Source organism: Pseudarthrobacter sp. NPDC080039 (assembly GCF_040702335.1).
Lineage (GTDB): Bacteria > Actinomycetota > Actinomycetes > Actinomycetales > Micrococcaceae > Arthrobacter > Arthrobacter enclensis_A.
Genome location: NZ_JBFBKY010000024.1, coordinates 1 through 25,248 on the forward strand (window position 1 = coordinate 1; position 25,248 = coordinate 25,248).

The 25,248-nt window shown below is 63.4% G+C and carries 15 protein-coding genes, 1 tRNA gene and 1 rRNA gene; 5 read left to right on the forward strand and 12 right to left on the reverse strand.

The genetic code is table 11. The annotated features are described in order from the left end of the window. Both rrf and AB0313_RS18370 read left to right on the forward strand, forming a co-directional pair. Window positions 1-98: ribosomal RNA gene (gene rrf, locus AB0313_RS18365) — 5S ribosomal RNA — on the forward strand; the annotation flags it as partial. A 103-nt stretch (window positions 99-201) separates the two neighbouring features. Continuing rightward, complete coding sequence (locus AB0313_RS18370) at window positions 202-696, forward strand: hypothetical protein (protein WP_141943642.1); 495 nt, start codon at window positions 202-204, stop codon at window positions 694-696. Window positions 697-722: 26 nt separating this feature from the next. Here AB0313_RS18370 and AB0313_RS18375 read toward each other — a convergent pair whose 3' ends face one another. Then, on the reverse strand, window positions 723-1,778 hold the full coding sequence (locus AB0313_RS18375; RefSeq protein WP_366307333.1) for a LacI family DNA-binding transcriptional regulator: 1,056 nt from the start codon (window positions 1,776-1,778) through the stop codon (window positions 723-725). A 2-nt stretch (window positions 1,779-1,780) separates the two neighbouring features. After that, entirely contained in the window at window positions 1,781-3,511 is a 1,731-nt protein-coding gene (locus AB0313_RS18380) for a glycoside hydrolase family 13 protein (RefSeq protein ID WP_366307335.1), read from the reverse strand. A 190-nt stretch (window positions 3,512-3,701) separates the two neighbouring features. On the opposite strand from AB0313_RS18380, the gene AB0313_RS18385 reads away from it, so the two are divergent. After that, a complete protein-coding gene (locus AB0313_RS18385) occupies window positions 3,702-5,072 on the forward strand; it encodes an FAD-linked oxidase C-terminal domain-containing protein (RefSeq protein ID WP_366307337.1) in 1,371 nt (456 codons plus the stop codon). Between the two features lie 3 nt (window positions 5,073-5,075). Here the strand turns inward: AB0313_RS18385 and AB0313_RS18390 are convergent, their stop codons facing one another. The 4 genes from AB0313_RS18390 to AB0313_RS18405 all read right to left on the reverse strand — a co-directional run bounded on the left by AB0313_RS18390 (window position 5,076) and on the right by AB0313_RS18405 (window position 10,235). Further along, window positions 5,076-6,494 (reverse strand): DUF4032 domain-containing protein, encoded by a 1,419-nt coding sequence (locus AB0313_RS18390; protein WP_141943633.1) that lies wholly within the window; start codon window positions 6,492-6,494, stop codon window positions 5,076-5,078. A gap of 112 nt (window positions 6,495-6,606) precedes the next feature. Further along, on the reverse strand, window positions 6,607-7,689 hold the full coding sequence (gene ugpC / locus AB0313_RS18395) for a sn-glycerol-3-phosphate ABC transporter ATP-binding protein UgpC (protein ID WP_141943631.1): 1,083 nt from the start codon (window positions 7,687-7,689) through the stop codon (window positions 6,607-6,609). 217 nt (window positions 7,690-7,906) lie between these two features. Then, on the reverse strand, window positions 7,907-8,743 hold the full coding sequence (gene otsB, locus AB0313_RS18400; protein WP_366307339.1) for a trehalose-phosphatase: 837 nt from the start codon (window positions 8,741-8,743) through the stop codon (window positions 7,907-7,909). Next, on the reverse strand, window positions 8,733-10,235 hold the full coding sequence (locus AB0313_RS18405; protein ID WP_141943627.1) for a trehalose-6-phosphate synthase: 1,503 nt from the start codon (window positions 10,233-10,235) through the stop codon (window positions 8,733-8,735). The genes otsB and AB0313_RS18405 overlap by 11 nt, the downstream gene beginning before the upstream one ends. 179 nt (window positions 10,236-10,414) lie before the next feature. Here AB0313_RS18405 and AB0313_RS18410 point away from each other — a divergent pair, with 179 nt between their 5' ends. Both AB0313_RS18410 and AB0313_RS18415 read left to right on the forward strand, forming a co-directional pair. Further along, window positions 10,415-11,302, forward strand: a complete 888-nt coding sequence (locus AB0313_RS18410) for a thioredoxin domain-containing protein (RefSeq protein WP_366307341.1) — start codon at window positions 10,415-10,417, stop codon at window positions 11,300-11,302. Between the two features lie 145 nt (window positions 11,303-11,447). Beyond that, window positions 11,448-11,521 (forward strand) — tRNA-Thr (locus tag AB0313_RS18415). 122 nt (window positions 11,522-11,643) lie between these two features. Here the strand turns inward: AB0313_RS18415 and AB0313_RS18420 are convergent. From AB0313_RS18420 to AB0313_RS18445, 6 genes are all read right to left on the reverse strand, one after another. Then, window positions 11,644-12,834: a site-specific integrase gene (locus AB0313_RS18420; RefSeq protein WP_366307343.1), complete on the reverse strand. Its 1,191-nt coding sequence runs from the start codon at window positions 12,832-12,834 to the stop codon at window positions 11,644-11,646. A gap of 16 nt (window positions 12,835-12,850) precedes the next feature. Further along, entirely contained in the window at window positions 12,851-13,096 is a 246-nt protein-coding gene (locus AB0313_RS18425) for a helix-turn-helix domain-containing protein (protein WP_366307345.1), read from the reverse strand. Window positions 13,097-13,219: 123 nt separating this feature from the next. Next, window positions 13,220-16,795 (reverse strand): MobF family relaxase, encoded by a 3,576-nt coding sequence (gene mobF / locus AB0313_RS18430; RefSeq protein WP_366307347.1) that lies wholly within the window; start codon window positions 16,793-16,795, stop codon window positions 13,220-13,222. Between the two features lie 717 nt (window positions 16,796-17,512). Further along, window positions 17,513-20,329 carry a DEAD/DEAH box helicase gene (locus tag AB0313_RS18435; RefSeq protein ID WP_366307349.1) on the reverse strand — a complete coding sequence of 939 codons (2,817 nt, stop codon included), beginning with the start codon at window positions 20,327-20,329 and terminating at the stop codon, window positions 17,513-17,515. Beyond that, the gene (locus tag AB0313_RS18440) at window positions 20,304-21,701 is read right to left on the reverse strand and encodes an ATP-binding protein (RefSeq protein ID WP_366307351.1); all 1,398 of its coding nucleotides are present in this window, start codon (window positions 21,699-21,701) and stop codon (window positions 20,304-20,306) included. Before AB0313_RS18440 ends, AB0313_RS18435 begins: the two co-directional genes overlap by 26 nt. Continuing rightward, entirely contained in the window at window positions 21,698-25,066 is a 3,369-nt protein-coding gene (locus tag AB0313_RS18445; protein WP_366307403.1) for a TerB N-terminal domain-containing protein, read from the reverse strand. Before AB0313_RS18445 ends, AB0313_RS18440 begins: the two co-directional genes overlap by 4 nt. Window positions 25,067-25,248: the final 182 nt, after the last annotated feature.

Consider the following 25,248-nt stretch of genomic DNA (forward strand, 5'->3'; position numbering starts at 1 on the left):
GGGAAACGCCCGGTCCCATTCCGAACCCGGAAGCTAAGACCCACAGCGCCGATGGTACTGCACCCGGGAGGGTGTGGGAGAGTAGGTCACCGCCGGACACACATTAGATAGGGCCCTGACAAGGAATGTCAGGGCCCTGTGACTTTAACCGATGCAGCACAAGCAGCCGTGCTTCAGGATCCGCGGATAGGATGGTCCCCCATGAGCAGCATCTTCAGCCATGCGCAGGTTCCTTTCGGCGACGAAGGGCAGCCGGCTTCCGGCTCCCTGGGACCCGTGATCAACACAGTTGTCGTGCCTGGCCCTGTGTCCCGTGCGTTTGCTGGCTTCACCGACCATACCCATCTGTGGTGGCCCTTGGAGCAGCACGGTGTATACGGCGCCGGCTCCTATGTGGAGTTCGAAGAGAACTTAATCCTCGAAACAGCAGACGACGGCCGGACCAGCATCTGGGGAACCCTCGATGACTGGCAGCCGCCCCTGTCCTTCCATGCGACATGGCACCCGGGCACTACTGCTTTGTGGTCCACGGAGCTGTTGGTGGTGTTCCGGGCCGTCGAAGCCGGAACAGAAGTCCGCGTTTTCCACGAAGGGTGGGAAGGCGCCGAGGACCCTGGTGCTGCCCGGCAGGAGTATGCGGAAGCCTGGCCGATGATCCTGGAGAAGTACACCCGGTTCATGGGGACAGCCGCCTGAGCCGTCAGGCACTTCCCGGCGTTTGGCTACGCCCGCGCCGTGTCGCCGTCCGGCGGCACCCCGGTACTGTTCCTGATGACAAACTCCGTGGGGTACTCCTGGTCGTGCAAGGCAGTTACGTCCCGGCCGCCGTCGCAATCCCCGCTGGACCTGTTCAGTAGGGCCAGGGCAGTGGCTGCAGCCAGCCTGCCCTGTCCCCGCGGATCCTGGTTGATGGTGGTGAGGCCGAAGGTCTCGGCGAGGTCGTGCCCGTCAATCCCCACCACGGAGAGATCACGGGGCACCTGAAGCCCAAAATCCCGGGCGGCCAGCATGATGCCCACAGCCATCTCATCAGAGGCCGCGAAGACCGCGGTGGGACGCTCGGAACTGCTCCCCAGAAGTTTGCGTCCGGCCGCGTAAGCCCCTTGGATGGTGAAGTCGGCCGAGGCATTCCACTCCTGCCGGACCGTCAGCCCCGCTGCTGCCATGGCCGCGGCGAAACCCTTCTGGCGAAGCTTGGGAAGCTTGAAGTCACGGTTCAGCTCCCCATCGCCCGTGATGTGGGCGATCCTGGTATGTCCCAGCCCGATCAGGTGGCGGGTGGCCACCGCGGCCAGGCCTTCGTCGTCGATCCTTATGGTGGAGGCGCCGCGCAGCGCCCCTCCAATGCCCACGATGGGACGGTGGACAGCCAGCAGCTGGCCAATCTCATCCTCGCTGAGGACCAGCGCTACGGCGATGACGGCGTCGAGGCGTTTGCGCAGCAGGAAGTCGGTCAGGATGCTGCTGCGGTGCTCAGGCTGCTCTCCGACGTTGTACAGCGTCAGGTCGTACCCTGCGTCCAGCAGGGTCTCCGAAACGCCTTCCAGGACGGAGGAGAAGTACCACCGTTGAACGGTGGGAACCACAAGGCCAATATTGTGGTTGCGTCCGGACGCCAGGCTGGACGCGTGGTACGAAGGCACGAAACCAAGTTCTTTCGCCGCATCCTGTGCGAGCCGCCGGCTCCTGGCCGAGACGTTGGACTTGCCGCTCAGCGCCCTTGAAACAGTGGCCACGGAGAGCCCGGCCCTGCTGGCAACCTCTTTGATACCCGCCATGGTCAGTCGGCCGCGGAGTCCGGTCCAATTTCAATCCAGGCGGTCTCACCGGAAGCAAGGGCATCGGCTGTGCCTCCCGGCAGGCTGCGGATCAGGACCTGGCCGGACGGCATGACCAGTGGCTCGTGGTTGAGGTTCATAAGCACCAGCGTAGTGCCGTTCAGATAGCCCAACGAGGATCCGGTGCACCAGTCCTCAACCCAGGACAGTGATCCCCTGCCCAGGTCCAGCTCCCGGCGGCGTGCCAGGGCGTCCCGGTAAAGGGACAGGTGCGACGACGGCGAGGCAGCCTGCTGATCCCGCGCCAGCTTCCCGAAAGAGGCAGGGATGGGAAGCCAGGGGTCTTCCCCCGGGCCAAAGCCAAGGTGGCGGTCCCCCGCCCGCCATGGCAGCGGTACCCGGCAGCCGTCACGTCCCAGCCGCTGGCCGGCGGTCCGGGTGAAGGTCGGGTCCTGGCGAAGGTGCCCCGGGATTTCTATGCCGTCCGGCAATCCCAACTCTTCGCCCTGGTAGAGGTAGGCGGCCCCTGGCAGTCCCAGCATGAACAACGAAGCAGCGGCGGCACGACGCCTGCCAAGTTCTTCATCGGGCTGGGGATCGGAGGGGCCGATGCCGTCCCCATCCCGGGGACCTGGCCCGTTGTATCCAAAGCGGGTGGCATGTCGAACCACATCGTGGTTTGAAAGCACCCACGTGCTTGGTGCCCCCACGCCATCGAGGACTCTCAGGGAGTCGGTGATGACCGAGCGCAGCCGGAACACGTCCAGGCCTGCGTGGAGATAGGGAAAGTTGAACGCCTGGTGCATCTCATCGGGCCGTACCCAATGGGCCAGCCGCTGCAGGTCAACACTTGCCTCGGCACAGAGAATCCGGTCCGGTCCGTACCCGTCCAGGATCAAGCGCCACTTGCGGTAAATGTCGTGGACGGCCGGCTGGCCGAACATGGGCGCTTCGTGGCCCGGATATCCGTCGCTGTTGCCGCCATCGGCGCGGCCGCCCCACGCCGGAAGGCCCGGTGCCTTGACCAGGGCGTGCGCCACGTCCACGCGGAAACCGGAGACGCCGCGGTCCAGCCAAAAACGGAGCACCCGCTCGAACTCGGCGTGGACAGCGGGATTGTCCCAGTTGAAGTCCGGCTGGGAGGAATCGAAGAGATGCAGGTACCACTGGCCCGGCTGCCCGTCCGGCCCCGGGACGCGGGTCCAGGCCGGTCCGCCAAAGTGCGACTGCCAGTTGTTTGGCGGTTCCTGCCCGTCGGGGCCGGTTCCGTCGCGGAAGATGAACATTTCCCGCTCCGGGCTTCCCGCCGGCGCCGCGAGGGCCGCCTGGAAGGCCGGGTGCTGGTCCGAGCAGTGGTTGGGGACGAGGTCCACGATCACCCGCAGGCCCAGGCGGTGTGATTCGGCCATCATCACGTCGAAGTCGCTGAGGGTACCGAAGATCGGGTCCACATCGCAGTAATCGCTGACGTCGTACCCGGCGTCCCGCTGAGGGGAACGGAAGAATGGGGACAGCCAGACGGCGTCCACGCCCAGGTCCGCGAGGTGCGGCAATTCCTCTGTGATGCCCGCCAGGTCGCCCACGCCGTCGCCGTTCACATCGCGGAATGACCGCGGGTACACCTGATAGATCACGGCAGAGCGCCACCAGCCGGGAGCAGTGTCGGCGGCGTGGACGAGAGTCAATGGACCGGCAACAGCCGAAGTGTCCTGGATCACAGTATCGACAGACATGGAAGCCAGCATAGCTACGGGACGCGATTAAGTGAAAACGCTTCCATTCTTTACGTTACCGAATTACGGCTTCCCTGCAGACGTCTCCTCGAAAAGTAACTGGAAGCGATTGCAGCCTGTGTATCCCCCTGCCCGGCACGCGGCCAGTCTTAGACTGGGAAGGATATGTCCGACGACGGGTGGAGGCTTTGTGGGAAGCATCGTTGACGAGCTGGAAGCCGTCCTCGGCCCAAGCCAGCTGGACGTGAGCGAGGTGTCGCTCCGCCGGTACGCCGTGGACCAGGCGCCCGTCATCGACTTCCAGCTTCCCGTCGCAGTGGTGTTTCCGGAGACCGTGGCCGAGGTGCAGGCGGTGGTGAAGGCGTGCGCGGACAGCGGCGTGGCGATCGTGCCCCGCGGTGCCGGAACCGGTGTTTCCGGGGGTGCCCACGCCACGAGAAACTGCATCGTCCTGTCGCTGGAGCGGATGGACCGCATCCTCGCTTTGAACCCGGATGACGAGACCGCCGTGGTGGAGCCCGGGGTAGTCAACGCAGCCCTGAATGAAGCCGCCGCAGGGCACGGCCTGATGTACGCTCCGGATCCCGCCAGTTTCCGCAGTTCCACCATTGGCGGCAACGTGGCGACCAATGCCGGCGGGCTGCGGTGCGCCAAGTACGGTGTCACCAGGGACTCTGTTCTGGCCCTGGACGTAGTCCTGGCTGACGGTTCGCTCATCCATACGGGCCACCAGACCTTCAAGGGCGTGGCGGGGTATGACCTCACCGGCCTCTTCGTGGGGTCCGAAGGGACGCTGGGCATCGTCGTCGGGATTACCGTGCGGCTGAAGTACCTGCCCCGGGAAGTCCACACGGTGGCCGCCTTCTACCCGGACTTCAGGACGGCTGCTGCCGGCGTGCTTGCCGTGGGCAAGGCCCGCGTCCAGCCGGCGATCATGGAGCTGCTCGACGGCGGCACACTCACCCAGCTGGATGACATCCACGGCTCCGACCTCTCCGCACGCGGCCGATCCCTGCTGCTGGTGCAGACGGACGGGTTCGGGGCCGCCGCAGAAGCTGATGTGGTGCGCCACGTCCTGCGTGAGGGTGGGGCCACCGTGACCACGGAAGCCAGCGCAGAAGCCGAACGGCTGGTGGAGCTCCGGCGGCACAGCAGGGGCACCGAGGTGGACGACGAATACCGTGTGGGTGAAGATGTGGCTGTGCCGAGGTCGCGCCTGGTCGATTACGTTGCAGCGCTGGAGGCCATGGCCGCCGCGCAGCAGGTGCACCTGAAAGTGGTGGCCCATGCCGGCGACGGCAACCTGCACCCTACATTCTGGATCGACAGGCAGGGCCCCGCCATTGACGCCGGCGCCATGGGCCGGCTGCAGGCGGCGCTGGACGAGTCCATCACCGCGGCGCTCGCCATGGGCGGCACCATTACGGGGGAGCACGGCGTGGGACAGTATAAGCTGCGGTGGCTGGGCCAGGAACAGCCGGAGCAGGTCCGGCAGCTCCAGCGCAGGATCAAGGACCTGTTCGATCCCGAGGGAATCCTCAACCCCGGAAAGGCCATCTAGGACTCAGTCGTCAGCGTCCGGATATTCGTCGGGGGACTCATCGGCGCCGTAGCGCGACTCCTCCTTTTCCACTTCAAGGATCTTCAGCAGCTCAGTGTCCGGGTTGAGCATGATGGCAGCCTCGTCGCGCCGGTGCCGCAGGATGGAATCGATGTAGGACTGCACGGCTTCTGCCAGCGGGATGTGGCGTTCCTGCTTCTCGGACATGTACCACCGGTGTTCCAGGACCTCGTGCACCACTTCGGCGTGCTCGAGCTTGCCGGAGAGGTCCCTGGGGATGGAGCGGACAATGGGTTCGAAGATCTGGCTGACCCAGAGGTGGGCGCTGTATTCCTCGTCCATGTCCGGGTTGTTGTCCGCCCGGAATGAGTCCATGTCATTGAGGAGGCGGCGCGCCTGGTTCTCCTGGGCATCCAGGCCGGTAAGCCGCAGCAGGCGGCGCTGGTGATGCCCCGCGTCCACCACCTTGGGCTGCAGTTGGATGGTGGAACCGTTCTGCGTGGTCTTGATGGCGTATTCCTCGACGTCGAAGCCGAGTTCGTTCAACCGCCGGATACGCGCGCCCACCCGCCAGCGCTCGCCGAGTTCAAAGGATTCTTTCTCGGTCAGCTCAGCCCACAGCCGGCGGTAGCTGTCCATGATCAGCTCGCTGGTGGCCACGGGGTCCACCTTTTCCTCGATGAGGCCGCCGTCCAGCAGGTCCATCAGCTCGCCCGCGATGTTCACGCGGGCGATCTCCAGGTCGTACTCGCGTTGGCCCTGGGAGAGGTCGGGGTAGAGCTCTCCCGTTTCAGCGTCGACGAGGTAGGCGGCGAAAGCGCCGGCATCGCGGCGGAACAAGGTGTTGGAGAGTGAGACGTCGCCCCAGTAGAAACCGATGAGGTGCAGGCGCACCATGAGCAGCGCCTGCGCGTCAATCAGGCGCGTGAGGGTGTCCTTGCGCAGCATCTGCGAAAAGAGTGCACGGTAGGGCATGGAGAACTTCAGGTGGCGCGTTACGAGGACCGGGTTGAGCGGGCGTCCGTCCGGGGTGGTGCGCCCGGTGATCACGGCCACCGGCTCAACGCAGGGGACGTCCAGCCGGGCCAGTTTGCGCAGCATGTGGTATTCGTGGCGAGCCACATGCTCGGAGGTTTCCTTGATGGCGATCACCGATCCGCCCAGGTGGGCGAAGCGTACGATGTGCCGGGAGATGCCGCGGGGCAGTGCTGCCAGGTATTGTGCCGGCCATTCCTCCAGGGCAATGTGCCAGGGCAGGTCCAGCAGTTCGGGGTCTGCGGCCGCCGCGGTGATGTTCAGTGACGAGGCTACCGAGGCCGCCTTGTTGTCATCCGCGCTGGCTGCCACAAACCGGGGCAGCTTGCCGATCTGCGCGTAGTCTGTGGGTTCGTCGTGCCACTGGGCGCTGTATTCCTCGGTCATGGCTCAATTCTTCCGTACTCGGGGCGGGGCAGCTAAATTCCTGCACAGGCAGGCTTAAAAGCCGACGGCGGCCCACCGGTGAGTGGGCCGCCGCAGGGTGGAGCTACCGAAATCAGTCGCCGAGGCGAAGGCCGGTCTTGGTGTCGAACAGGTGCACGTGGCCGGACTGCGGACGGACGTAGATGACCTCGCCCTTCATCGGAGGACGCCGGCCGTCGACGCGGGCCACGATGTCGTGGTCCTTGCCGTCAAGGTTGGTGTGGCCGTAAACGTAGGCATCGGCGCCGAGTTCTTCGACGACGTCCACCTCCACCTTCAGGCCCTCACCGTGCGGCGCGGTCTCCAGGTCTTCGGGGCGGCTGCCCAGCGTGACGGTGGAGCCATGCGCCTCTTCGAGGACGTCCCGCGGCACGGGGTAGACGGTGCCGCCGAACTGCACGCCGCCGTCGACGACGGGAAGTTCCAGCAGGTTCATGGCGGGGGAGCCGATGAAGCCGGCAACGAAGACGTTCTTGGGGCGGTCGTACAGGTTGCGCGGGGTGTCGACCTGCTGCAGCAGGCCGTCCTTCAGCACTGCCACGCGGTCACCCATGGTCATGGCCTCAACCTGGTCGTGCGTCACGTACACGGTGGTGACGCCGAGACGACGGGTCAGGGACGCGATCTGGGTGCGGGTCTGGACACGGAGCTTGGCGTCCAGGTTGGACAGCGGTTCGTCCATGAGGAACACCTGCGGGTTACGGACGATTGCGCGGCCCATGGCAACACGCTGGCGCTGGCCACCGGACAGTGCCTTCGGCTTGCGGTCCAGGTACTGCTCCAGGTCAAGGAGCTTGGCGGCTTCACGGACGCGCTCGGCGCGCTCTTCCTTGGAGACGCCGGCGATCTTCAGGGCGAAGCCCATGTTGTCGGCCACAGTCATGTGCGGGTACAGCGCGTAGTTCTGGAAGACCATCGCGATGTCGCGGTCCTTCGGGGGAACATCGGTGACGTCGCGGTCACCGATCAGGATGCGGCCTGCATTGACGTCCTCAAGGCCTGCGAGCATGCGCAGGGAGGTGGACTTGCCGCAACCGGAGGGTCCGACGAGGACCAGGAATTCGCCATCGGCGATGTCGATGTTGAGCTTATCGACGGCGGGCTTATCTGTGCCCGGGTACAGACGCGTAGCGTTGTCAAAAGTAACTGTAGCCACAGTTATCAATCCCTTCACCGGCAGGTACGTGCCGGACGATCCGTTGTGAATGGTTCATGTTTATTCAGTTGTGTTCCTGCAAGGTGCTCCGCGTTTGGGCGCGGAGCACGGCGTGACGCCGCACGCTGGTTGTGCGCCACATCACACAAAGAGTATGCCAGAGGCTGCTCCCTTTAGCGCAAATGTTACGAACGTCACAGGTGGCGCCGGCCACATCCTAGCTGGACGCGGCTTGCGGGTCCTCTTCGGCCACGGCGATGCTCCGCTCCTGGAGCAGGGCCTCCAGCAGCTCGGCTATGTGGACTGGTGCCTCCACCCGGTATTGGGCCTGGGTGAAGTCGAGGCCCACTTTGACCCCGACATCCCCGGGCTCAAGCCGGCCAAACGCGTCCTCGTCCGTTACATCATCGCCGGCGAACAGTACGGCGGTGGCCCCGGTGGCTTGCCGAAGGAAGGTGACACCTTCACCCTTCGAGGCATTGACCACGGAGGTCTCGAGGACGCGTTTGCCTTCTTTCAGGTAGACGCCTTTGCGGTCCTGGAGGACCGACCGGGCGGCTGACACGGCGTCCTCTGCCACGTCATCCGAGGCAAGGCGGGTGTGCAGCACCACGCCGGCGGGTTTGTCCTCGAGGGACGTGCCGGGCGCTTCCTCGACAATGGCTGCCAGTTCAGCGCGCACTTCCGCGAGGAGCGCCTTCCGGTCCCCGTCCAGGGCCAGCTCCGTGGAACCCGGGCCGAGCCATGCTTCCGCGCCGTGGCTGCCGATCAGCAGAGTGTCCACCGGCGGGGACGCCACCTCCCTCAGGCTGGCGAGGGCCCTTCCGGAGATGAGCGCCGTCGTCGTGCGTGGAAGCACGGCGAGGCCGGCCAAGGCTGCGGCCGAGCGTGGAAGCGGCCGCGCATCCTGGGCCCGGCCGACGATGGGGGCCATGGTCCCGTCAAAGTCCATCGCCACCAGCAGGTGCTCTGTCCCGGCTATCCGGCGAAGGGCTTGGCGGAGTTCGGGGGAGAGCGCCAGCGGCGCTTTGGTGTGGCGGCCGTCAGGAGTCATCGCGGACCACTTTCTCGTTCAGGGCGCGCAGGAAGTCGGCGGACCAGTGGTCCACGTCGTGGTCCAGGATCTGCCGGCGCATGGACCGCATGCGCCGTGAGGCTTCGCGGGGACTCAGTTCCACAGCGGCCATGATGGTGTTCTTCAAGCCTGCGATGTCATGCGGGTTGACCAGCAGGGCCTGCTTGAGCTGGTCCGCAGCGCCCGCGAATTCGCTGAGGACCAGTGCGCCGTCATTGTTGTTGCGGGCGGTGACGTACTCCTTGGCCACCAGGTTCATCCCGTCACGCAGGGCGGTGACCAGCATGACGTCCGCCGCCAGGTACAGCGCCACCATCTCCTCCACGGGGTAGCTATGGTGCAGGTAGCGGACTGCGGTGTTTTCGAGGGTGTCGTAGGTGCCGTTGATGTGGCCCACAGTGCCCTCCACCTCCTCGCGGAGGAGCCTGTACTGTTCCACGCGTTCACGGCTGGGGGAGGCGACCTGGATCAGCGTGGCATCGCCCACTGTGAGCCGGCCATCCGCCAGGAGCTCTTCGAAGGCCTTGAGCCGGTGCCGGATGCCCTTGGTGTAATCCAGCCGGTCCACGCCCAGCAGGATGGTTTTGGGGTTGCCCAGATCCTGCCGGATTTGCCGGGCGCGTTCGATGATGTCCGGCCTGGCAGCAAGTTCGGTGATCTGCTTGACGTCGATTGAGATGGGGAAGGCCTGCGCCCGGGCGATATGGGTCAGCTGGCCGGTGTGGTCCTTGACGTGCACCTGCTGCTGCTTCACGCTGGCACCCAGGAAGCGGCGGGCGGAGCGCATGAAGTTCCCCGCGTCGCTGGGCCGCTGGAATCCCACCAGGTCGGCGCCGAGCAAGCCGTCGATGATGGCCTGGCGCCAGGGGAGCTGGGCAAAGATTTCCGGTGGCGGGAATGGGATGTGGTTGAAGAACCCGATCCGGAGGTCCGGCCGTGCTTCGCGGAGCATGCGCGGCACCAGCTGCAGCTGGTAGTCCTGGACCCAGACGGTGGCACCCTGGTCCGCGTGGCGGACCACGGCGTCGGCGAACCTGCGGTTGACCCGGCGGTACGCATCCCACCAGGTCCTGTGGAACTCCGGAGGAGCAATGACGTCGTGGTAGAGCGGCCACAGCGTGGCGTTGGAGAAACCCTCGTAGTAGAGCTCCACGTCGTCCGTGCTGAGCTGGACGGGGACCAGGTCCATCCCGCCGTGGCTGAACGGCTTGACGGTCTCATCCGGTGCGCCGTGCCAGCCCACCCAGGCGCCATCCGTCTTGGTCATCATGGGGGCGAGGGCGGTCACGAGGCCCCCGGGGGAGCGGCGCCAGCCTGACCCGTCGTCGCTGTCGTCTCCCGGCGCAACGCGGTCAACCGGCAGCCTGTTGGAGACCACCATGAAGTCGTACTTCGTATGGCCGGTGTGGCCTGAACCGGAACTGCCGGCCGTCGCCGTGCCGGCGGGTTTTTCCTGGACGGGTGTTTGCATTGCGGCCCCCTGGGGTTGCTTGTGCCTCTAAGCCACCCTAGCCGGACGGAATCATCGGGGCTATTCGTCCGTTGGTCAACCCGGAGGAATAGTTGAAACCGCAAGCTCCAAGTTTTCTCCCCTAAAATGTTGGGGGTGCCACCACGTGGTCCCCCTACGTCGACCGACCCAAGGAACTCATGAGCCCTGCAAACGAAGTACGTAAGTCCAAGGCTGAGCGAACCGCGGAGGCCCGCGAAAAGGCGCGCCTCATCCGGGAAGCCCAGGCAAAAAAGGACAAGCGCAACAAGCTGATGATCGGCTGGGGCATCGTGGTGGCTGTGATTGCCATCCTGGTGGTGGTCGGACTTGTGGTTGCGGGCAACATCCAGCGGAATGCCCCGGTTGCGGACCAGGGGCCCACGCCTGCCAACGCCAACGTGCACGGGGGCGTGACCCTGCTGGCCAACACGGCCGTGGCCAAGACGGAGCCCGCTACGGTTGACGCGGCCTCCCTGGGGGATGCCCCGAAGACGCCGCCGGCTGAAGTGGTGGCTCCCGGTGCCGAGGCGGAGGCCGGCAAGCCGGTGAAGGTTGTCCTCTACGTCGACTTCATCTGCCCGGTCTGCAAGAACTTCGAGACGCAGTACAACGACCAGCTCACCACCTTGCGCAACGACGGCAAGATCACCGTGGAATACCGGCCGCTGGGCTTCCTGGACAGCCGGTCCACCACCAACTACTCGTCCCGCGCCGCCAACGCCGCCGCCTGTGTGGCCAACACGGCTCCGGAGAAGTACGCCGACTACTTCAACGCCCTGTACGCCCAGCAGCCTGCAGAAGGCAGCGCCGGCCTTTCCGACAACGACCTGAAGAAGATGGCCTCCGATATGGGCGTCAACATCGGTTCCTGCGTGGATGACAAGACCTACCGTCCGTACGTGAAGTACGCGACGAAGGAAGCCGCGGCCATCGGGGTGAGCGGGACCCCCACCGTCTTCGTTGATGGCAAGCAGTGGGGCAAGGGAGACAGCGCCCAGACGCCATTCCCGGACTTCCTGAAGGCAGCCATCGCCGCCAAGGGCTAAACCCCGTCATCCGCAGGGGCTCGTTCCGGAACCTTTCCGGGGCGGGCCCTTACGGTTTACCCGGCGGGCCATCCGGCGTTTTTACGCCCGGCGGGAGTTGGGCTACCCTTATCTAGCGCCTTCACGGTGCCGCCCCCAGGGGCACGCCTCCTTAGCTCAGTTGGCCAGAGCACCGCTCTTGTAAAGCGGGGGTCGTCGGTTCGAATCCGACAGGGGGCTCTCAAGCGGCGTTGACCTGCGGTTTTATTACACGACGGGCGCCCAAAGTGGGCTCATTCCGACATAACTCACCATAAACTCACCATTTTGAGTTTCAGGAACGTCCTCTGTGAGGGCGATTTTCACCTCATCGATGGACCAGGCTGGGGCTTGAACGGTTCGAGGACCGCGCGGGTGTCCAGGGCTTCCTTGTACTCCTCGACGTAATGCTTGGCGGTCATTGAGACCTTGGAATGCCCTGCCTGGTAGGCTGCGGCCTCAACGCCCATGGTTCTGGCTATGAGGGTTGCATTCGCTTTGCGGAACGTCTTGAGGGTGACCCAGCCGAATCCGATGGAGTCCGCTGCCTTGCGCCAGATCTTTCCGACGTTGTTCGCGTCGCTGACGGTACCCGTGGACGAAGGAAAGATCAGATTGAGCGGGTTGGGCGTGAGGGCCTTCACCTGTCGTTCCCGCCTGTCCTGAAGCTGAGCGACCAGGTAGGCAGGCACGGTGACATGGCGAATGCCGTGCTGGGATTTCGGATGGTTCTGGATGGCGACGCCCCCGTTGCTCGTCCTGATGACCGTTGCATTGACGAAGATCGTTGGTGGATCGGATTCCAAGTCGAGATCGTCCCAGCGCAACGCGAGGAGTTCGCCAGGTCTTACTCCAGTGCTGATGAGGAAATCGACCATTTCGTGGAGCTCCTGAGTCCGGGGCCGGCCCAGGGCAGGTTCCTTTTCCCAAGCGATCAGCTTGGTCCGGAGTTCCTGGAATTGTGCAGCGTCCAGTGCTTGAGGTTTGGCCGTTTGCGTCCTTGGAATGGACAGGCCAAGGACAGGATTGACGGACACGGCGTCGTGTCGGAGGGCAATTTTGAACATCCAGGAAAGCACCGCTCCGCAGGTCCTCGCCGTGGACGGTCCCGTGTCGTCGGCAACGTTCCGGATGAAGTAGTCGATGACTCCGGGCGACGCTTCACCTATCCGGATGGATGCCAGCTTTGGGGCAATGTATTTCTCGACGGTCGTGGCGTACTTGTCTTTGGTTCTGGAAGCCTTATCGGATCGCTCCAGCTCCACCAGGAAGACCTCGGCCAATTGAGCGATCGTGCTGGCCGCGCTCACCATGGAGTTGCGGGGTGTCTGACGATGCTGCAGCTTGAGGTGCAGTTGCTGACGCGCCGAGGCAGCTGACGGGCCACGGGCCTCTACCTTGCGGAGCTTCCCGTCCATGTCGCGGTAGTGCGCCCGCGCGCGCCACGTCTTGGCCGTAGCCCGATCAATGCTTACGACTCCCCACGTGCCGAGAGGAGTCGGTTGCCTGCTCATGTTCCTTCGCCGCGAGCTATTGCTCCGCGTGCAGGGAAAGCCACGCGGCGAAGTCCCGACTGCTGATCCGCAGATGCCTTCCGATACGGTACGCCGGCGGACCCACGTGCTTCGCGCGCCACTGGTAGAAAGTCTGCTCCGGAATTTGGAGCTGTGCGCAAATCTCTTTTGGCGTCAGCCATTTGTCCTCCGCTGCGTCTACTGAGCTGCTGCGTTCTGGCACTGTCGTCATGAGGGTCTCCGCTGTGTCTATTGCCGGCATGGTACTGGTTCATGGGAGTAAGCGCTCTGGACCGCATGACGTTGCTGCCATCGAGCCTGTAGATGGATCTACAGGGTCGGGGGTGCGCTTGACTGGGCTTGGCCGCCCTCTTCTGGTCCGGGCTTAAAGTTGCCATCCATCAGCAGTAGGTGATCCTTGCGTGTGGGGACCGTTGTTGACCCAGTTTGTGGTAGCCAGATCCTCTGGCGGGCGGTAGCGAGCAACTTCGTCGATGGCTTGTTCAAGGCCGGCGCGTTCCTTTTGCTGGGCCCATTCGTAGTCTGCAGGCACAGGACCCAAGGGGAGCGGAGAGTCGCCGATGCCCCACCTGTCTCTGAAGATCGCCACGCCCCGAAGGACTTCGAGAACGTCTTCTGATGGGACAAGTGGAGGCAGGGACTCGAGAAGGTTGTGCTTCCAGTCGGTCTCCAGCATCAAAGCGTCCTGAGTTACCTGTTCTTGTCGGTGTTGGATCCGAGCCCGGACCTGTTCCATTAAGTTGGCGAGGTCGGGACGAGCTGTCCGGACACTTTCGGGTATATCGGCTGGCCCGTTCCTCGGCATCTTGGCGATGTATTGATGGAACTGGTGGTGAAGGACGGCTGCAGGGTCCTTTGCGGAGGCGCCCGTTTCCACAACGCCGCGTACAAGGCGTTCTGCGCCCGGGCGGTTGATTGACGATGCACGGCGCCAGGCCGCCACGGCCGCACCCCAGGAAGGTGATTGCTGCAACTCGGCAACTGCCCCGGTGCCGTGGCACTCGACTACCTTGGACAGGTCTTCTGCCCCGGCGATTTGAGCGAGGTAGTCGTATTCCGCGCTGAGCCGTTCCAGGCTGCCTCCAGTTGCTTGTTCTGTTTCGAGGGTTTCGTGGGCAGTGCGTTCAGCGCCTTCGGCGGCGAGGACCTCGGCAAGGATCTGGCGCCAGGACGGCCGCGCGGCAGGGTCGAGAACCTCGTCGTCGAGCGGGTCGTTTTCGCAGACGTAGGCGTGGTTTCCGGTGCGTCCGCGGCTCATGCCCACATAGAACAGTTCTCGGGTGAGGCGTCCTTGGGTTACGACTGTATGGCTGGTGTCGACGGTGATGCCTTGCGCTCGGTGTGCCGTGGTCGCGTATCCGAGCTCGACCGAGGCTTCAAGATAGTCACGGCGCAGAATGGCGGTTGCGCCGGTGTCTCGCCGGGCGGCCAGGAGTGAGCCGTCGAGCCCGGATACGCGGACGACGTCGAGCAGTGTTCCGTTACGGATGAAGCCGCCGGCGCTGTCCCTGAGGGTGCGGTCGTTGCGGCGGGCGATGATGGTGTCCCCCCGTCCGGCCCGTTCCCCGTCGCTGATCATGACCGTCTGTTCGGCATCCACGGCGCCTTGGTTGACGCGGTCTGTCTGGGCGCGTTCGTTGAGCATGTGGACGCTGTCGTTGTCCGGGGCGATAAGGATGGATGTCTTTTCGGCGAGGGTATCGGTGTGCCAGTTCAAGTAGGCCAGGTCGATCATGTCCAGGTAGTTCCCGTGGCGCAGCCGCTGGTGCCGGTCGTACGCGGCGATGGCCGAATAGTTCCCGGCACGGAGTTGCAGGGAGGCGTCCCGTTCCCAGGGCTGGTCGAAGCGCCAGATGGTGGTCAGCCGGGCGGTTTTGTGTTGCCGGTCCAGCCAGCCGAGGATGCCGCCGGCGTCGATCGCGTCGAGCTGGGCAGGGTCACCGACCAGTAGGATCTTGGCTCCGGCGTCCCTGGCCTGGGTAACCAGGGAAGACAGCTGGGCTGTCGACACCATTGAGGCCTCATCGACGACGACGAGCTGGTTGGGGTGGAACCGCCATCTGTTTTGTTCCGCGGCGAGCCATGTAGCTTGCTGCGCCAGACGGGTCGCCAGAGGACTTCGAGGGATCGCGGCATCGCCGAGTCGCCGCTCCAGAGTGAAGAACCGCTCTGCCCGTTGGGCGACGCCTTGACCGACTGATTCGTGCAGCCACTTGGCGACATTCTCCGTTGTCATTGCTAGTTCGCGGCCTAGGATTTCTGCGCTCGCCGCAGCCGGCGCGAGCCCGATGACACTACCCGCACCGTGCACTGTTTCCCAGGCTGCCTTGATCGCGCCGAGCGTGGTGGTTTTGCCGGTACCGGCAGGTCCGACCACGGCGTCCAGCCGGTTGCCGCTCGAGAGGACCTCGCCGGCGACGGCGCGCTGGTCGGCGTGCAGCTCAAAGCGACCGTGATGTCGGTATTTGGTGAGTGCCTCCATGGCGAGGGCGGGGCGCACGGCGGGTCCGCCGTCGTCGTCCCTCGCTGCCATCACGGAATCTTCGCAGGCCAAAGTCCGGGTGTCGGTGTAGAGACGGGAGCCGTGGAAGTCGAACACCGCCCGGTCTCCATTCCGGAGGTCGGGCCGGGCGTCCGGTGGGAGGCTGTATCGGTGTTCGTTGAGCGCGACGGACTGAGTTTCTGCGGCGCTCGCGACGGCGTCGATCATCGCGTTACGGTCCCCGGGAGTTTCGCAGCGGACGTCGGCGCACACTCGTTCGGCTTCGGCGAGGAGATTCCAGCGATTCCAGGTGGCGCGCTTGGCCGCAACCCGTTGCCGGGTCACGGCGGCGACGGCGTCGATCCAGTTCCCGGTGAAGTCGTTGGAGGTGAACGGTGTTGGGTGTGAGCGGTGAATGGTGTCGGCCAGGACGAGGCCCGGCTCGAAACCCCTGACCTTCGCCCGCGCGTGCCATTGGGCCGAGAGCTCATGGAGTGGCGCGATGGTTTGGGGTTTAGGGGTTCTGGTGGAGAGGGTTGCTTGTTGGCGGAGTTTGAGGGTGGTGGTTGCCGTCGGGGGAGCGCCGTGCTGTGTGGCCCATTCGGCGACGAGCTTGTCGGTTTCAAGGTCGATGAGGCGGGAGCGGTTCGAGAATTCGCGGACCAGATCGTCGTCGATGCCAGTGAGATGCTGGCTGGGGTTGTGAGTGCTCGAAGCCGGGGCGCGGATTTCTGTATCAGTGCCCAGGTTCCGGTAGAGGGCGTCGAATAACAGGCCGTTGTAGCGCTCGCTGGCAGCGACGGCGGCCTTGTAGAGGGTTCGGGAGTCCAAGGTGACCCAGGCATCGTCGGTGATGCGTTGGACACGGTTGGCGATGACCACGTGGGTGTGCAGTTGTGGATCCCCGGCACGTGATTCCCAATGGTCGAAGGCGGCGGCGATCGCACCCCTGGTGCCGAGGTGGGCGATGCCGCCGCGTCCGGAACGGGTGTGGATGACCGAATCTTCGAGCCATTCCATGGCGGCTTTGACGGTGGCGTGGTGGGTTCGCAGGATTTCGTCCTGGACCGAACGCGGACTCAATGCCCAGAGGACCGACACGGATTTCGGGACGCTGAAGGTAAGGTCGAAGCCGACGACGGCATTGCGCGTTTCGGTCCGGCCCTGAGCCGTTTTAACGACCGTGGGTTTGCTGTGTGGCCGTCCCAAAGGAGCGGCGGTGTCCGGGTGGACGGCGTACTCAAAGATTGCTTTCGCGTCGGTTTCCGTGACGGCATCTTCGACGGCGCGGTTAATGCCAAGCAGCCCCGAACCGATCCAGCGTCCCGGTGGCGTGCCGGCCTTCAGGTAATAACCGGTGGTATCAACCGGGGCGAGCGTCAGATCATCCATCATGGTGGTCTTGAACAGATACCTGAGCCCGGACTGGGCAGAGAGCCGGGCGATCGACATCGTCATGCTCTACGCCTTGCCTCGCGGGTCGGCCTGGCGCCGGCTGTAAGAAGACCCCCGGCCGACGTTCGCCTGGTCTATCGGTGCTACAGGCGAACAGAAGCGTTTCGACGCCTGGGACGGATTAAAGCCGCCCTCGGACGCCTTGCAATAATTCGTGCTCACGTTGATTCATCTGTCTCGCATCGCGTAGCCGCATGACCCGACCGTGAGCCGGGGCTCACGGCCGCGCCTTGGGTGCCAGAGGTGTGAATGTTGCGGTGTGAATGTTGCAGTGTGTGCGCCAGCTCGTTCCAGGGCGGAGGGATGAGAATTATTGAGTCGTTTGGCCGCCTCGCCTCATAGGTGCAGGCGAGGTCGGTGCGGTGCCCCTGGGCGGGCTGGATGGCGGCGGAGGCGAAATGCCCTACCGACAGCGACTGAGTCCGAGGCCGGCCCCCGGCACGACGCCGTTCCAGCTCGTTCGAGCCGAGGTCCGGCTCACGGGGCTCGATGCCTGTGAAATGTCATATGCGCTGTTATCGGCGTTTCCCCGCTCGGCGGTGGGCGGTCAGAGAAGAGGGCGTATGAAAGCCGTGGCAGCCTGCATGCCGTAAATCTCGTCCAAAGTGTCCAGGATTTCCTCAGGCGACTGCCGCGGATGGTTGCGGCCCGTCCTTTGGGCCATGGCCTGTACTGCGGACCGCCTGAGCGTTTGAAGTCACCGACAGCGAACCGCTACCTTCAGCTCAATTTTATATACGTCGAGAGTAGTCGTGCGGCGGCCAGAGCGTCCGCGGCTGCGGTATGTGCTTCTCCGGTTTCGATGTTCAGCCGTTTGCAGATTTCAGCTAGGGAAGCTTTTTCTCCCGGGTAGTAACGCTTTGTCAGCTGCATCGTGCACGTCGAAGGCCAGTCCGGGACGGTGGCTCCGGCGCGTTGGAATTCGGATCTGAGGAAGCCAAGGTCGAAGTCTGCGTTGTGTGCCACTAGCGTTCGTCCGGCGAGTTGTTGCTGGACTGCGGGAAGCACGTCTTTGAAGCGGGGGGCGTCCTTGACGGCGTTGTTGGTGATTCTGTGGATGTGGCTAGGTCCGGTTGATCGGTCTGGGTTGATGAGTGTGGACCAGACGTCGTGCACTGTTCCGTGTTCGCTGACGTGCACGATGGCGATTTCAACGATGCGGTCCTGCCGTGACGAGAAGCCCGTTGTTTCGATGTCGATGACCGCATAAGGCCCGAGCTGCGCGAGGTCATTGAGAGGTTCGTTGGTCGGTTTACTGGACGGTTTTGGCTGATACGTTGCCGGGTCGTTGCCCAAGTGGGCTGTCGCCTCGGCCAGTTTCTTGACGAGTGGCCAGGTTTTCTTGATGTCGAGCGCTGCGGCTGCATAGGAGTGCGTGAGTAGCTCATCGTCGAGGAGGGCGTCGTGTTTGTCGCGCTCTTTCACGGCAACGCTGCTGGCGACTGCTGACGGCTCGGGCGGCGGGGTTGTTGCTAGATGTCCAAGAAGGGTGGCCACTTCCCCAGGAGTCGTCTTTCGGAGCGTCAGTCCGAGACCGTCGAGGCTTGATTCAAAGTTTTCGGCGCCAAGAAGCACGTGGAGCGTGTTCATGGTCCTGTCACCGGTCCAGGGGAAAAGTAGTGTGTCATCGCCCCAGACGATGAGCTGGTTCGCTCTGAGGCCGAGTCTGTCGTACGCCGCCCTGCCTTCTGCGAAAAGAGTCCGTGCCGTTTCGTCCAGGTAGACGGGCACATATGTTTCCTCGTAGAGCTGTTTCATTCGTTGGCGTATGCCCTCGGCGATCTGGATGCCGCTGCCAGCGAACGCTGGTGGCCGGCCGCCTCCTGCCTGTGCGAGGTTGATGACTTTGCTGGATGTATCCACGTCAAGGACACGCCACCGGCGTCCTGCGAAGATTAGAAGTCCCCCTTCAACGAGCGGGTGGTCAATGGGGATGGATCCGAGGGCCCGGCCTGAGGAGATGAGGCGGTACTCCTCTGCTGTTTGGAAGGCAGTGTAGAAGCTGTAGTGGTTGATGAGCCGCTCGCCCGTGGTTCCAGGCAGAAGAGTGCCGTCGGAGGACTGCGTGATGATGTCGCGGGTTCCCAGGTTGCGGAGCAGCTGGATGTACATGGGTTGATCGATATGGCTGAACGGTCCGGTTTTGCATAGTGCAGTGTGGAGCTCGGCCGCTGTCGCACCGCCGTGCTGGGCGATCACGGACAAGGTCTGTTGGATCAGGGTGGAGAGGTGGAGACCGTCGGTGTTGGGTGGTTCGTACCATTTTTCGAGAAGTAGTTCGACAGTGGCGACAGTTTCGAAGAGTTCGGCGCGTAACTGGTCCATGGGAGGGGTTCGGTGATTGACCGGTCGTTCCGATACGTACAGGCGCAGGGTGGCGGGTTTCCCTCTTCGTCCCGACCTTCCCAATCGTTGGCGCAGACCGGAAACACTTCCCGGGGCTCCGATTTGGGCGACGGTGTCGGCGGAGCCGATATCGATTCCCATCTCGAGTGTTGAGGTGCAGACCGCTGTTGTTGGTGTGTCCGCTGCCCGTAGCCGGGACTCGACATCTTCCCGGTATTCCTTGGACAGGTTTCCGTGGTGGGGGAAGAATTCGTTTCGGATCCGGGCGTGGTCACTGATGCCTTTAAGCAAGTCTGCATACGTTTCCACGCTGGCCCGCGAATTGGCGAAGACTAGGTTGTCCTGTCCTCGCAAGTGGCGGAAGAGGTGCTCTGCGATGGCTTGTTTGCCCGGATCGATGTCGGCGGGTTCATCTTCGCTGGTGGGGTTGTCTCCGTTGCTGACGTATCCGCGCAGTTGCATCCGGAGTTCGGCCGCGTCGTCATCGTGTCCTCCTATGACGCGGACGTCGTCTGCCTTGTCGAACCTAAGGAAGCGTGCCGCGATGATGGGGTCGGAGAGCGTGGCAGAGAGACCAATACGGGGAACACGCCGTCGGACGGCAAGCTCCACCCGGTGCAGCAAGGATTGCAGCTGGGCTCCGCGCTCAGTCCCGATGAAGGAATGCAGTTCATCGATCACCACGTACTGCAGTCCATTGAGCAGGGCGGGAACCCGGGTACCTTGAATGACGAACATGGCTTCCAGGGACTCGGGCGTGATGAGCAGCAGCCCGTCGGGTGACTCCTTCAGGGCGCGGCGGGCGCTGTCTCCGACGTCACCGTGACGGCGATGCATTGGCATGCCCGTTTTGCCGGCAAGGGCTTCAAGGCGGCCGTACTGATCGTTGATCAGGGCTTTCAGGGGTGAGACGTACAGGGCCTTCACTCCCGTGGGCAGCGCTGACCTCTCCTGTGCGTGCGCCAGCGATGAGAGGATCGGAAGCCATGCTGCTTCCGTCTTGCCGGATGCTGTCGCAGCACTGATGATGACGTCGGTATCGCCGCGGAGGATCGGTTCAACGGCTTCGGCCTGGGCAGGTCGCAGATGCTCCCATTTTTGCTCCCAAATCCAGGACTGAACGTTTCGGTGGAGCAGCCCAAATGCCTTATGGGCCGCGGATGGTTCAGAGCTTGAAGGTTGAAAGCTCATCGTCCGTGTCGTTCGTTGCTCTACGATCTTCAGCTGCGGCGAGGTCATTATCGAATTCGCGTGGGCCGGACGGCGCGGGGGACAGGACTTCGTTGGATTCCAGGGGCGCGAGGTCGGGGTTGGTCTCCCGCTCGAGCCGCAATCCGGTGATCAGGTCCTCCAAGGCGTGGTCGGGGTTTTGTTCGAGCACGGCGAGCAGGTCCAGGAAGCCTTTGATGGTGTTCCGTGGTGTGCGGAAGTAGGCGTCGCCAATGCGCTGGGAGCAGTGGCTCATGTACTGGGTGATTCCTTCGTCGCTGATGAGGTAGGCCGTCTCGTCGCCGGCCGCCTGGACATGGCGGAGTTTGGTCAGCAGGACGTAGAAATCTTCTGGCGTCAGGCTAGCCAGGCGAAGGACGGGTCCGGAATAGTCCACGAGGCCGTCGATGGCGTAGCTGTTCTCCTCCAGGCGTGACTGCAGTGCGGCGTACGAGTACAGGCCGCGGCGTGGGTCGAGCAGGAAGTCGGGTGTTCCACCGAAGATGAACCCGAGGCCCGCGGCGGTGCCTTGGGTGGAGTCGTTCAGGATCCTCAGGATTTGTTCATAGTTGGAGTTGCGCGCCTGAGTGTTGGCCAGTTTGTAGAGGTTGACCATCTCATCGAGGCAGATGAGGATTCCTCCGAAACCGGCCAAGCGGACGAAGCGGGCGAGAAGCTTGAGCTGGTCGTAGAAGTTGGAGTCATCAACCGTGGTTCTAACGCCCAAGGCTGCGCGGGCATCGGTGCGGGTGGAGAATTCTCCCCGCAACCATCGAACCGCGTCTGATTTGAGCTGTTCGTTGCCGGTGTCGTGTCCCTGCCAGTACTTGGCGATGACTTCGGCGAAGTCGTAGCCGCCGGTGAGTTCGGTGAGTTCGCTGAGGCTCCTGCGGATGATGCTCTGAACGGGTGTGCCGGTGTCCCGGGATTCCGTCATTGCCTGAGTGACGAACCGCTCGACGACGCTGGACATTGCGCCGCCGTCAGGTTTTGCCCGCGTGGCCATATTGCGCGTGAGTTCGGCATAGAGGCTGCGCGCTTGTCCACCAGTGGCGTGAAGTCTTCGGTCCGGGGAGAGGTCGGCGTGGACGGTGACAAGTTTCTGCTGCAGGGCGATGGAACGCACGACATGCAGGAAGAACGTCTTCCCGGAACCGTAGTCTCCAACGACGAATCGGCTGCCGGAGCCGCCGTCAGTAATCCTGTTGATATCGGAAAGGAGGGCTTTGACTTCGTTGACCCGTCCAACTTGGACGTGCTGCTGGCCGAGCCGGGGAACAACTCCCGATCGAAGTGACTGCAGCAGGGCGTCGCGTTCGCGCGGGCGGATGGCCGTGTGTGGGGAGGTCGTCATGCCAGGAGCTCCTGCAGTGCGTAGGAATTGATGGTCAGGGTTTCGTCGCCTTCAAGAAGGGGCTCGTCGGAGGCGTCCAGCGCGGCTTCGTTGACCGTGTCCTTGGCCCCTTCAGGGAGCAGCCCGTATTGTGCTGCGAGGTCTTCAAAGTCCGTCCATGGAAGTTGTTCACGTCCAGCCAACGCCCGGACGAGCTTGGAATGGGCCGGGTCCAGGTCACCAACGGCCGGGGCCGCCGATTCCTCGGCGGGGCTTGTACCGGGTGAGGCGTTCGGTGGTGCGGGGGAGTCGGTGGTGCCGGGGGTGTCCTCGCTGAAGATGTCACCCAGGAGCGCGGACACTTCCGCGGTTTCGGCCAATTTTGCTTGGATCGTCGGGGCGTCGAGCGAGTATCTGCCTGATGGGGCCGCCTCCGGAGCTGCCAAGGTTGGGGGTGCGGGGATGGGGTAGCCCGGATCGAGGTTCCCGGCTGGGCGCACCATAACAGGCCCCGCCGCGGGGGCGTTTTGTCCTGTGATGACGGAGTGGAGGCGGCTGGTGACCATGCTGGTGTCAAGGTCGAGGAGTTTGTAGATTTTCTGAAGGATGCTGACTTCGCTCGGTGCGATGCGGCCGTCGGCGGCCGCCAATGTGACCAGCATGTCGCCCCACGCGGCCTTTTGTGCGTCGGTGAGGGTGTTGAGTCGTTTCGTCAAGCCGGTGAGCTTCACCTTTGATGCCACCAACCATTGAAGATGGGCTCGCAGGCGTGTTCGCTCGGGCTCTGTCAGCTGCAGGGATGACTCGAGATGGGACGAGAGGTGATCGAGTTCCATGGCCGAGACATCGTCGTCGGCTGCGATCACGGCGGCCGCCATGTGGGTCATGGTCAGCGCGGTGTTGTAGGACGATGTCGCGGAGTGGGGGCTGCCGGGCTGGGTCCGGAACAGGATAACCGGCGTGATCGTGGTAATGGCTTGCCCGCCGAAGCGGACGTCGGGTTCGATACCGACCTCAAAACTGTCCAGAAGAGCCGCCAGATTGACCGCCTCGGGTTTCGACAATTTCTCTGTGTTGTTGGGTTGCCAGTGCTCAAAGAGCGCCTTTCCGGAGATTTCCACTGTCTTGTGGTCTTCGAGTTTTCCCTGCACCCAAGCCCGGAAGTCGCCGACCGGCCCGTCTGCATCAACGAGGAGGTCATTTGGCAGCAGTGCAGCGGCGGCCAGGGATCCGGCTTTGTCCGGGTTGCGGCCGAGCCACCTGCTGTAGGCATCCAGTTCCGCCGTGACCTCGTCGAACAAGGCAGCAAGCTTCTTTTGAGGTGCCCTCAGGGCGAAGACGTCGGGTGTCTCGCCGATGGTCATGCTTATGACCCCGATTTGGGAGCTGGCCGTTGTATAGTCGAGCCGCACTTTCGAAGCGCCCGGCCGGACGGTGAATCCGTCTCCATAGCTTCGGCGGTAGCACAGGCGGAAAAGACGCGTGAATTCTTCCGTGCAGCGCGTCGCCGGGGTGCGGACGGCGATTTCAGGATGGAACCACGCCCATGCCAAGGCCCAATCCGCGGGGATAGTCTTACCGTCAGCGGCAAAGGTACCCAAGACAACGCGAAGCGCCACGGGAACCTCCCACTGTGATTCCGTCAGGGCCGGCGGCGAGGGAAAGTCATCGACTGCCTGGAGCATGAGGAAGTCGATGACATCAATGAAACGGGACGCGTAAGAGTCGAACGACCCATGTGAATCACCGTAAACCGTAAGGAGATCGTTCATCTCCGACCTGATCCCGATTAGTTCCGGGGCAAGCTCTGGATGCTTGGCGATGTCAACGAAGACGCGGCGTTCGAGCCCATACATGAAAAGGAAAACGTAGCCTATCGGCGTCTCCGCGACTCGGCGGCCCTGTGCGAGCCAGGCAAGATAGGCTGCCCGACCCGCCGGGGTGATGTCTGCATAAGAGGGCCAATAGCCCAGACACTCGCCCGACAAGTCCGGATTACGGTGATCGACCCGAAGCGTGGGATCGATCAGTGACGGCTCCACACCTCCTCGGGGGGAAGTAAGGCCTTGTCCGGCATAGACCATCCCTGGGATGCGGATACCGTGGCCGAGGTCCAGCGACTCATTCGCTCCACACCATCGAGGCTCACGTTTGACCGCAGCAGCTGGTAATGCTGGCTCCGCCATCGGGGGTTTATTCTCCGGTACAGGAACCAGCGCAGGTTCAGCTGGCGGAGGCGCAGCCAGCTCCGGCAGATCCACGGGTTCGGGGATGCTTGGAGGACTGGAGAAGCCAGGGGCAGGGATGGCGGGTGCTTCGAAAGCCGCGGCAGAGTGTAGGCCCTTGGCGAAGAAGGAAGCGGCCTGTGCGCTTGATACCTGAAAAATCCACCGGAAGCCGGCCACGGTGCTTAGTTCGAGCTCCGTGTACTTCATGATGGGCAGCACCGGATTGTTCTTGAACCGGCGGTCGGGGCCGCCCTTCTTGTTTACGTACTGCCAGGTCGATCCGACCTGCACGGCATCCGAAGGCGTTACCCCGGGGGATTCGATGAAATTGGTCAGTCGCTCCTGAATCCGCAGTGAGGCATAGGGGATGTCAGTGAAGGCGCCTTTGCGGCCGAGGAGGATGCGGTCTGGTAGGAAGTACATTGATGTGCCGTCGGCAGTTACGCCCGGCACAGCAATGTTCGTCATCAGCTCCCTCGGTCCATTATGCGTAACCCCAACAACGGAGCGGCCCACCAACGCCGTTGCACCAGCGTTGACCTTTTGCTGGTACCCCGCCCGTAGCGAACCAGCTTCGTTGATGCGCCAGAGCTTCTGCGACTGTCCTAACGAGTTTCCGGCGTCGACGAGCGCTTGGAACTGGCGGGCGTGCTCGTCATTGACATCGTAGAAAATCACCACAGAACGCCGTCCCCGGTCCCGCTGAACGACCCACCAAATCAGGGGAATGCCCAGCAACCAGATCAGGAGTCCAAAAGGCATCGTGATCAAGCCCAACAGAACAACCGCGATGACGACCCAACGCGTTAGCGGCTTGCGCCCTGCTGCCTCGTTGAGCTGCTGAACAAGGTCGTTAGCGGACGTCGGGGCAAGTGCCTGGATGCTGGCACCACGTTGGTCCTCAAAAACCACATCAGCGGATGCTGGTATGGAAGCTGCAGGGAGCCTGGGATGCTGGCCTGCCTGACTGGGTCGCCGGCCATCACCGAGAGATGCCTGATAGAAGACGCCCCCGGACCCCATGCGCACGTAGTTGCCGCGAGGGCCGGAGCCCACCCGAAAGCCCGGAACCCCGGCACTGACGCCCAGACCGGACTTACTCAGATTAAATCTGAACGGACCGGCCTTCAGGCTTTTTCGAACGTAAAATCCCACCATTACCCCCACGCCTGGCGCTGTGCCAGCAATGCAACCGAATCAATGAATCACATTGTTGCAGTAGCTTGGGTTGTTCCTTCAACGGAACACGAACGTTTCACACTGCAGCCTGCTCATGCACCCGCCTGAATTAAGTCAAGCGATCAAAGGCTGCGGCCCGGCCGACGGCCCAGCGCCAAAAT

Bases quoted from the DNA above. Each gene is read 5' to 3' on its own strand.
- AB0313_RS18370 (WP_141943642.1), top strand. From the start codon at position 202: ATGAGCAGCATCTTCAGCCATGCGCAGGTTCCTTTCGGCGACGAAGGG.
- AB0313_RS18375 (WP_366307333.1), bottom strand. From the start codon at position 1,778: ATGGCGGGTATCAAAGAGGTTGCCAGCAGGGCCGGGCTCTCCGTGGCC.
- AB0313_RS18380 (WP_366307335.1), bottom strand. From the start codon at position 3,511: ATGTCTGTCGATACTGTGATCCAGGACACTTCGGCTGTTGCCGGTCCA.
- AB0313_RS18390 (WP_141943633.1), bottom strand. From the start codon at position 6,494: ATGACCGAGGAATACAGCGCCCAGTGGCACGACGAACCCACAGACTAC.
- otsB (WP_366307339.1), bottom strand. From the start codon at position 8,743: ATGACTCCTGACGGCCGCCACACCAAAGCGCCGCTGGCGCTCTCCCCC.
- AB0313_RS18405 (WP_141943627.1), bottom strand. From the start codon at position 10,235: ATGCAAACACCCGTCCAGGAAAAACCCGCCGGCACGGCGACGGCCGGC.
- AB0313_RS18410 (WP_366307341.1), top strand. From the start codon at position 10,415: ATGAGCCCTGCAAACGAAGTACGTAAGTCCAAGGCTGAGCGAACCGCG.
- AB0313_RS18420 (WP_366307343.1), bottom strand. From the start codon at position 12,834: ATGAGCAGGCAACCGACTCCTCTCGGCACGTGGGGAGTCGTAAGCATT.
- AB0313_RS18425 (WP_366307345.1), bottom strand. From the start codon at position 13,096: ATGCCGGCAATAGACACAGCGGAGACCCTCATGACGACAGTGCCAGAA.
- mobF (WP_366307347.1), bottom strand. From the start codon at position 16,795: ATGACGATGTCGATCGCCCGGCTCTCTGCCCAGTCCGGGCTCAGGTAT.
- AB0313_RS18435 (WP_366307349.1), bottom strand. From the start codon at position 20,329: ATGAGCTTTCAACCTTCAAGCTCTGAACCATCCGCGGCCCATAAGGCA.
- AB0313_RS18440 (WP_366307351.1), bottom strand. From the start codon at position 21,701: ATGACGACCTCCCCACACACGGCCATCCGCCCGCGCGAACGCGACGCC.
- AB0313_RS18445 (WP_366307403.1), bottom strand. From the start codon at position 25,066: ATGGTGGGATTTTACGTTCGAAAAAGCCTGAAGGCCGGTCCGTTCAGA.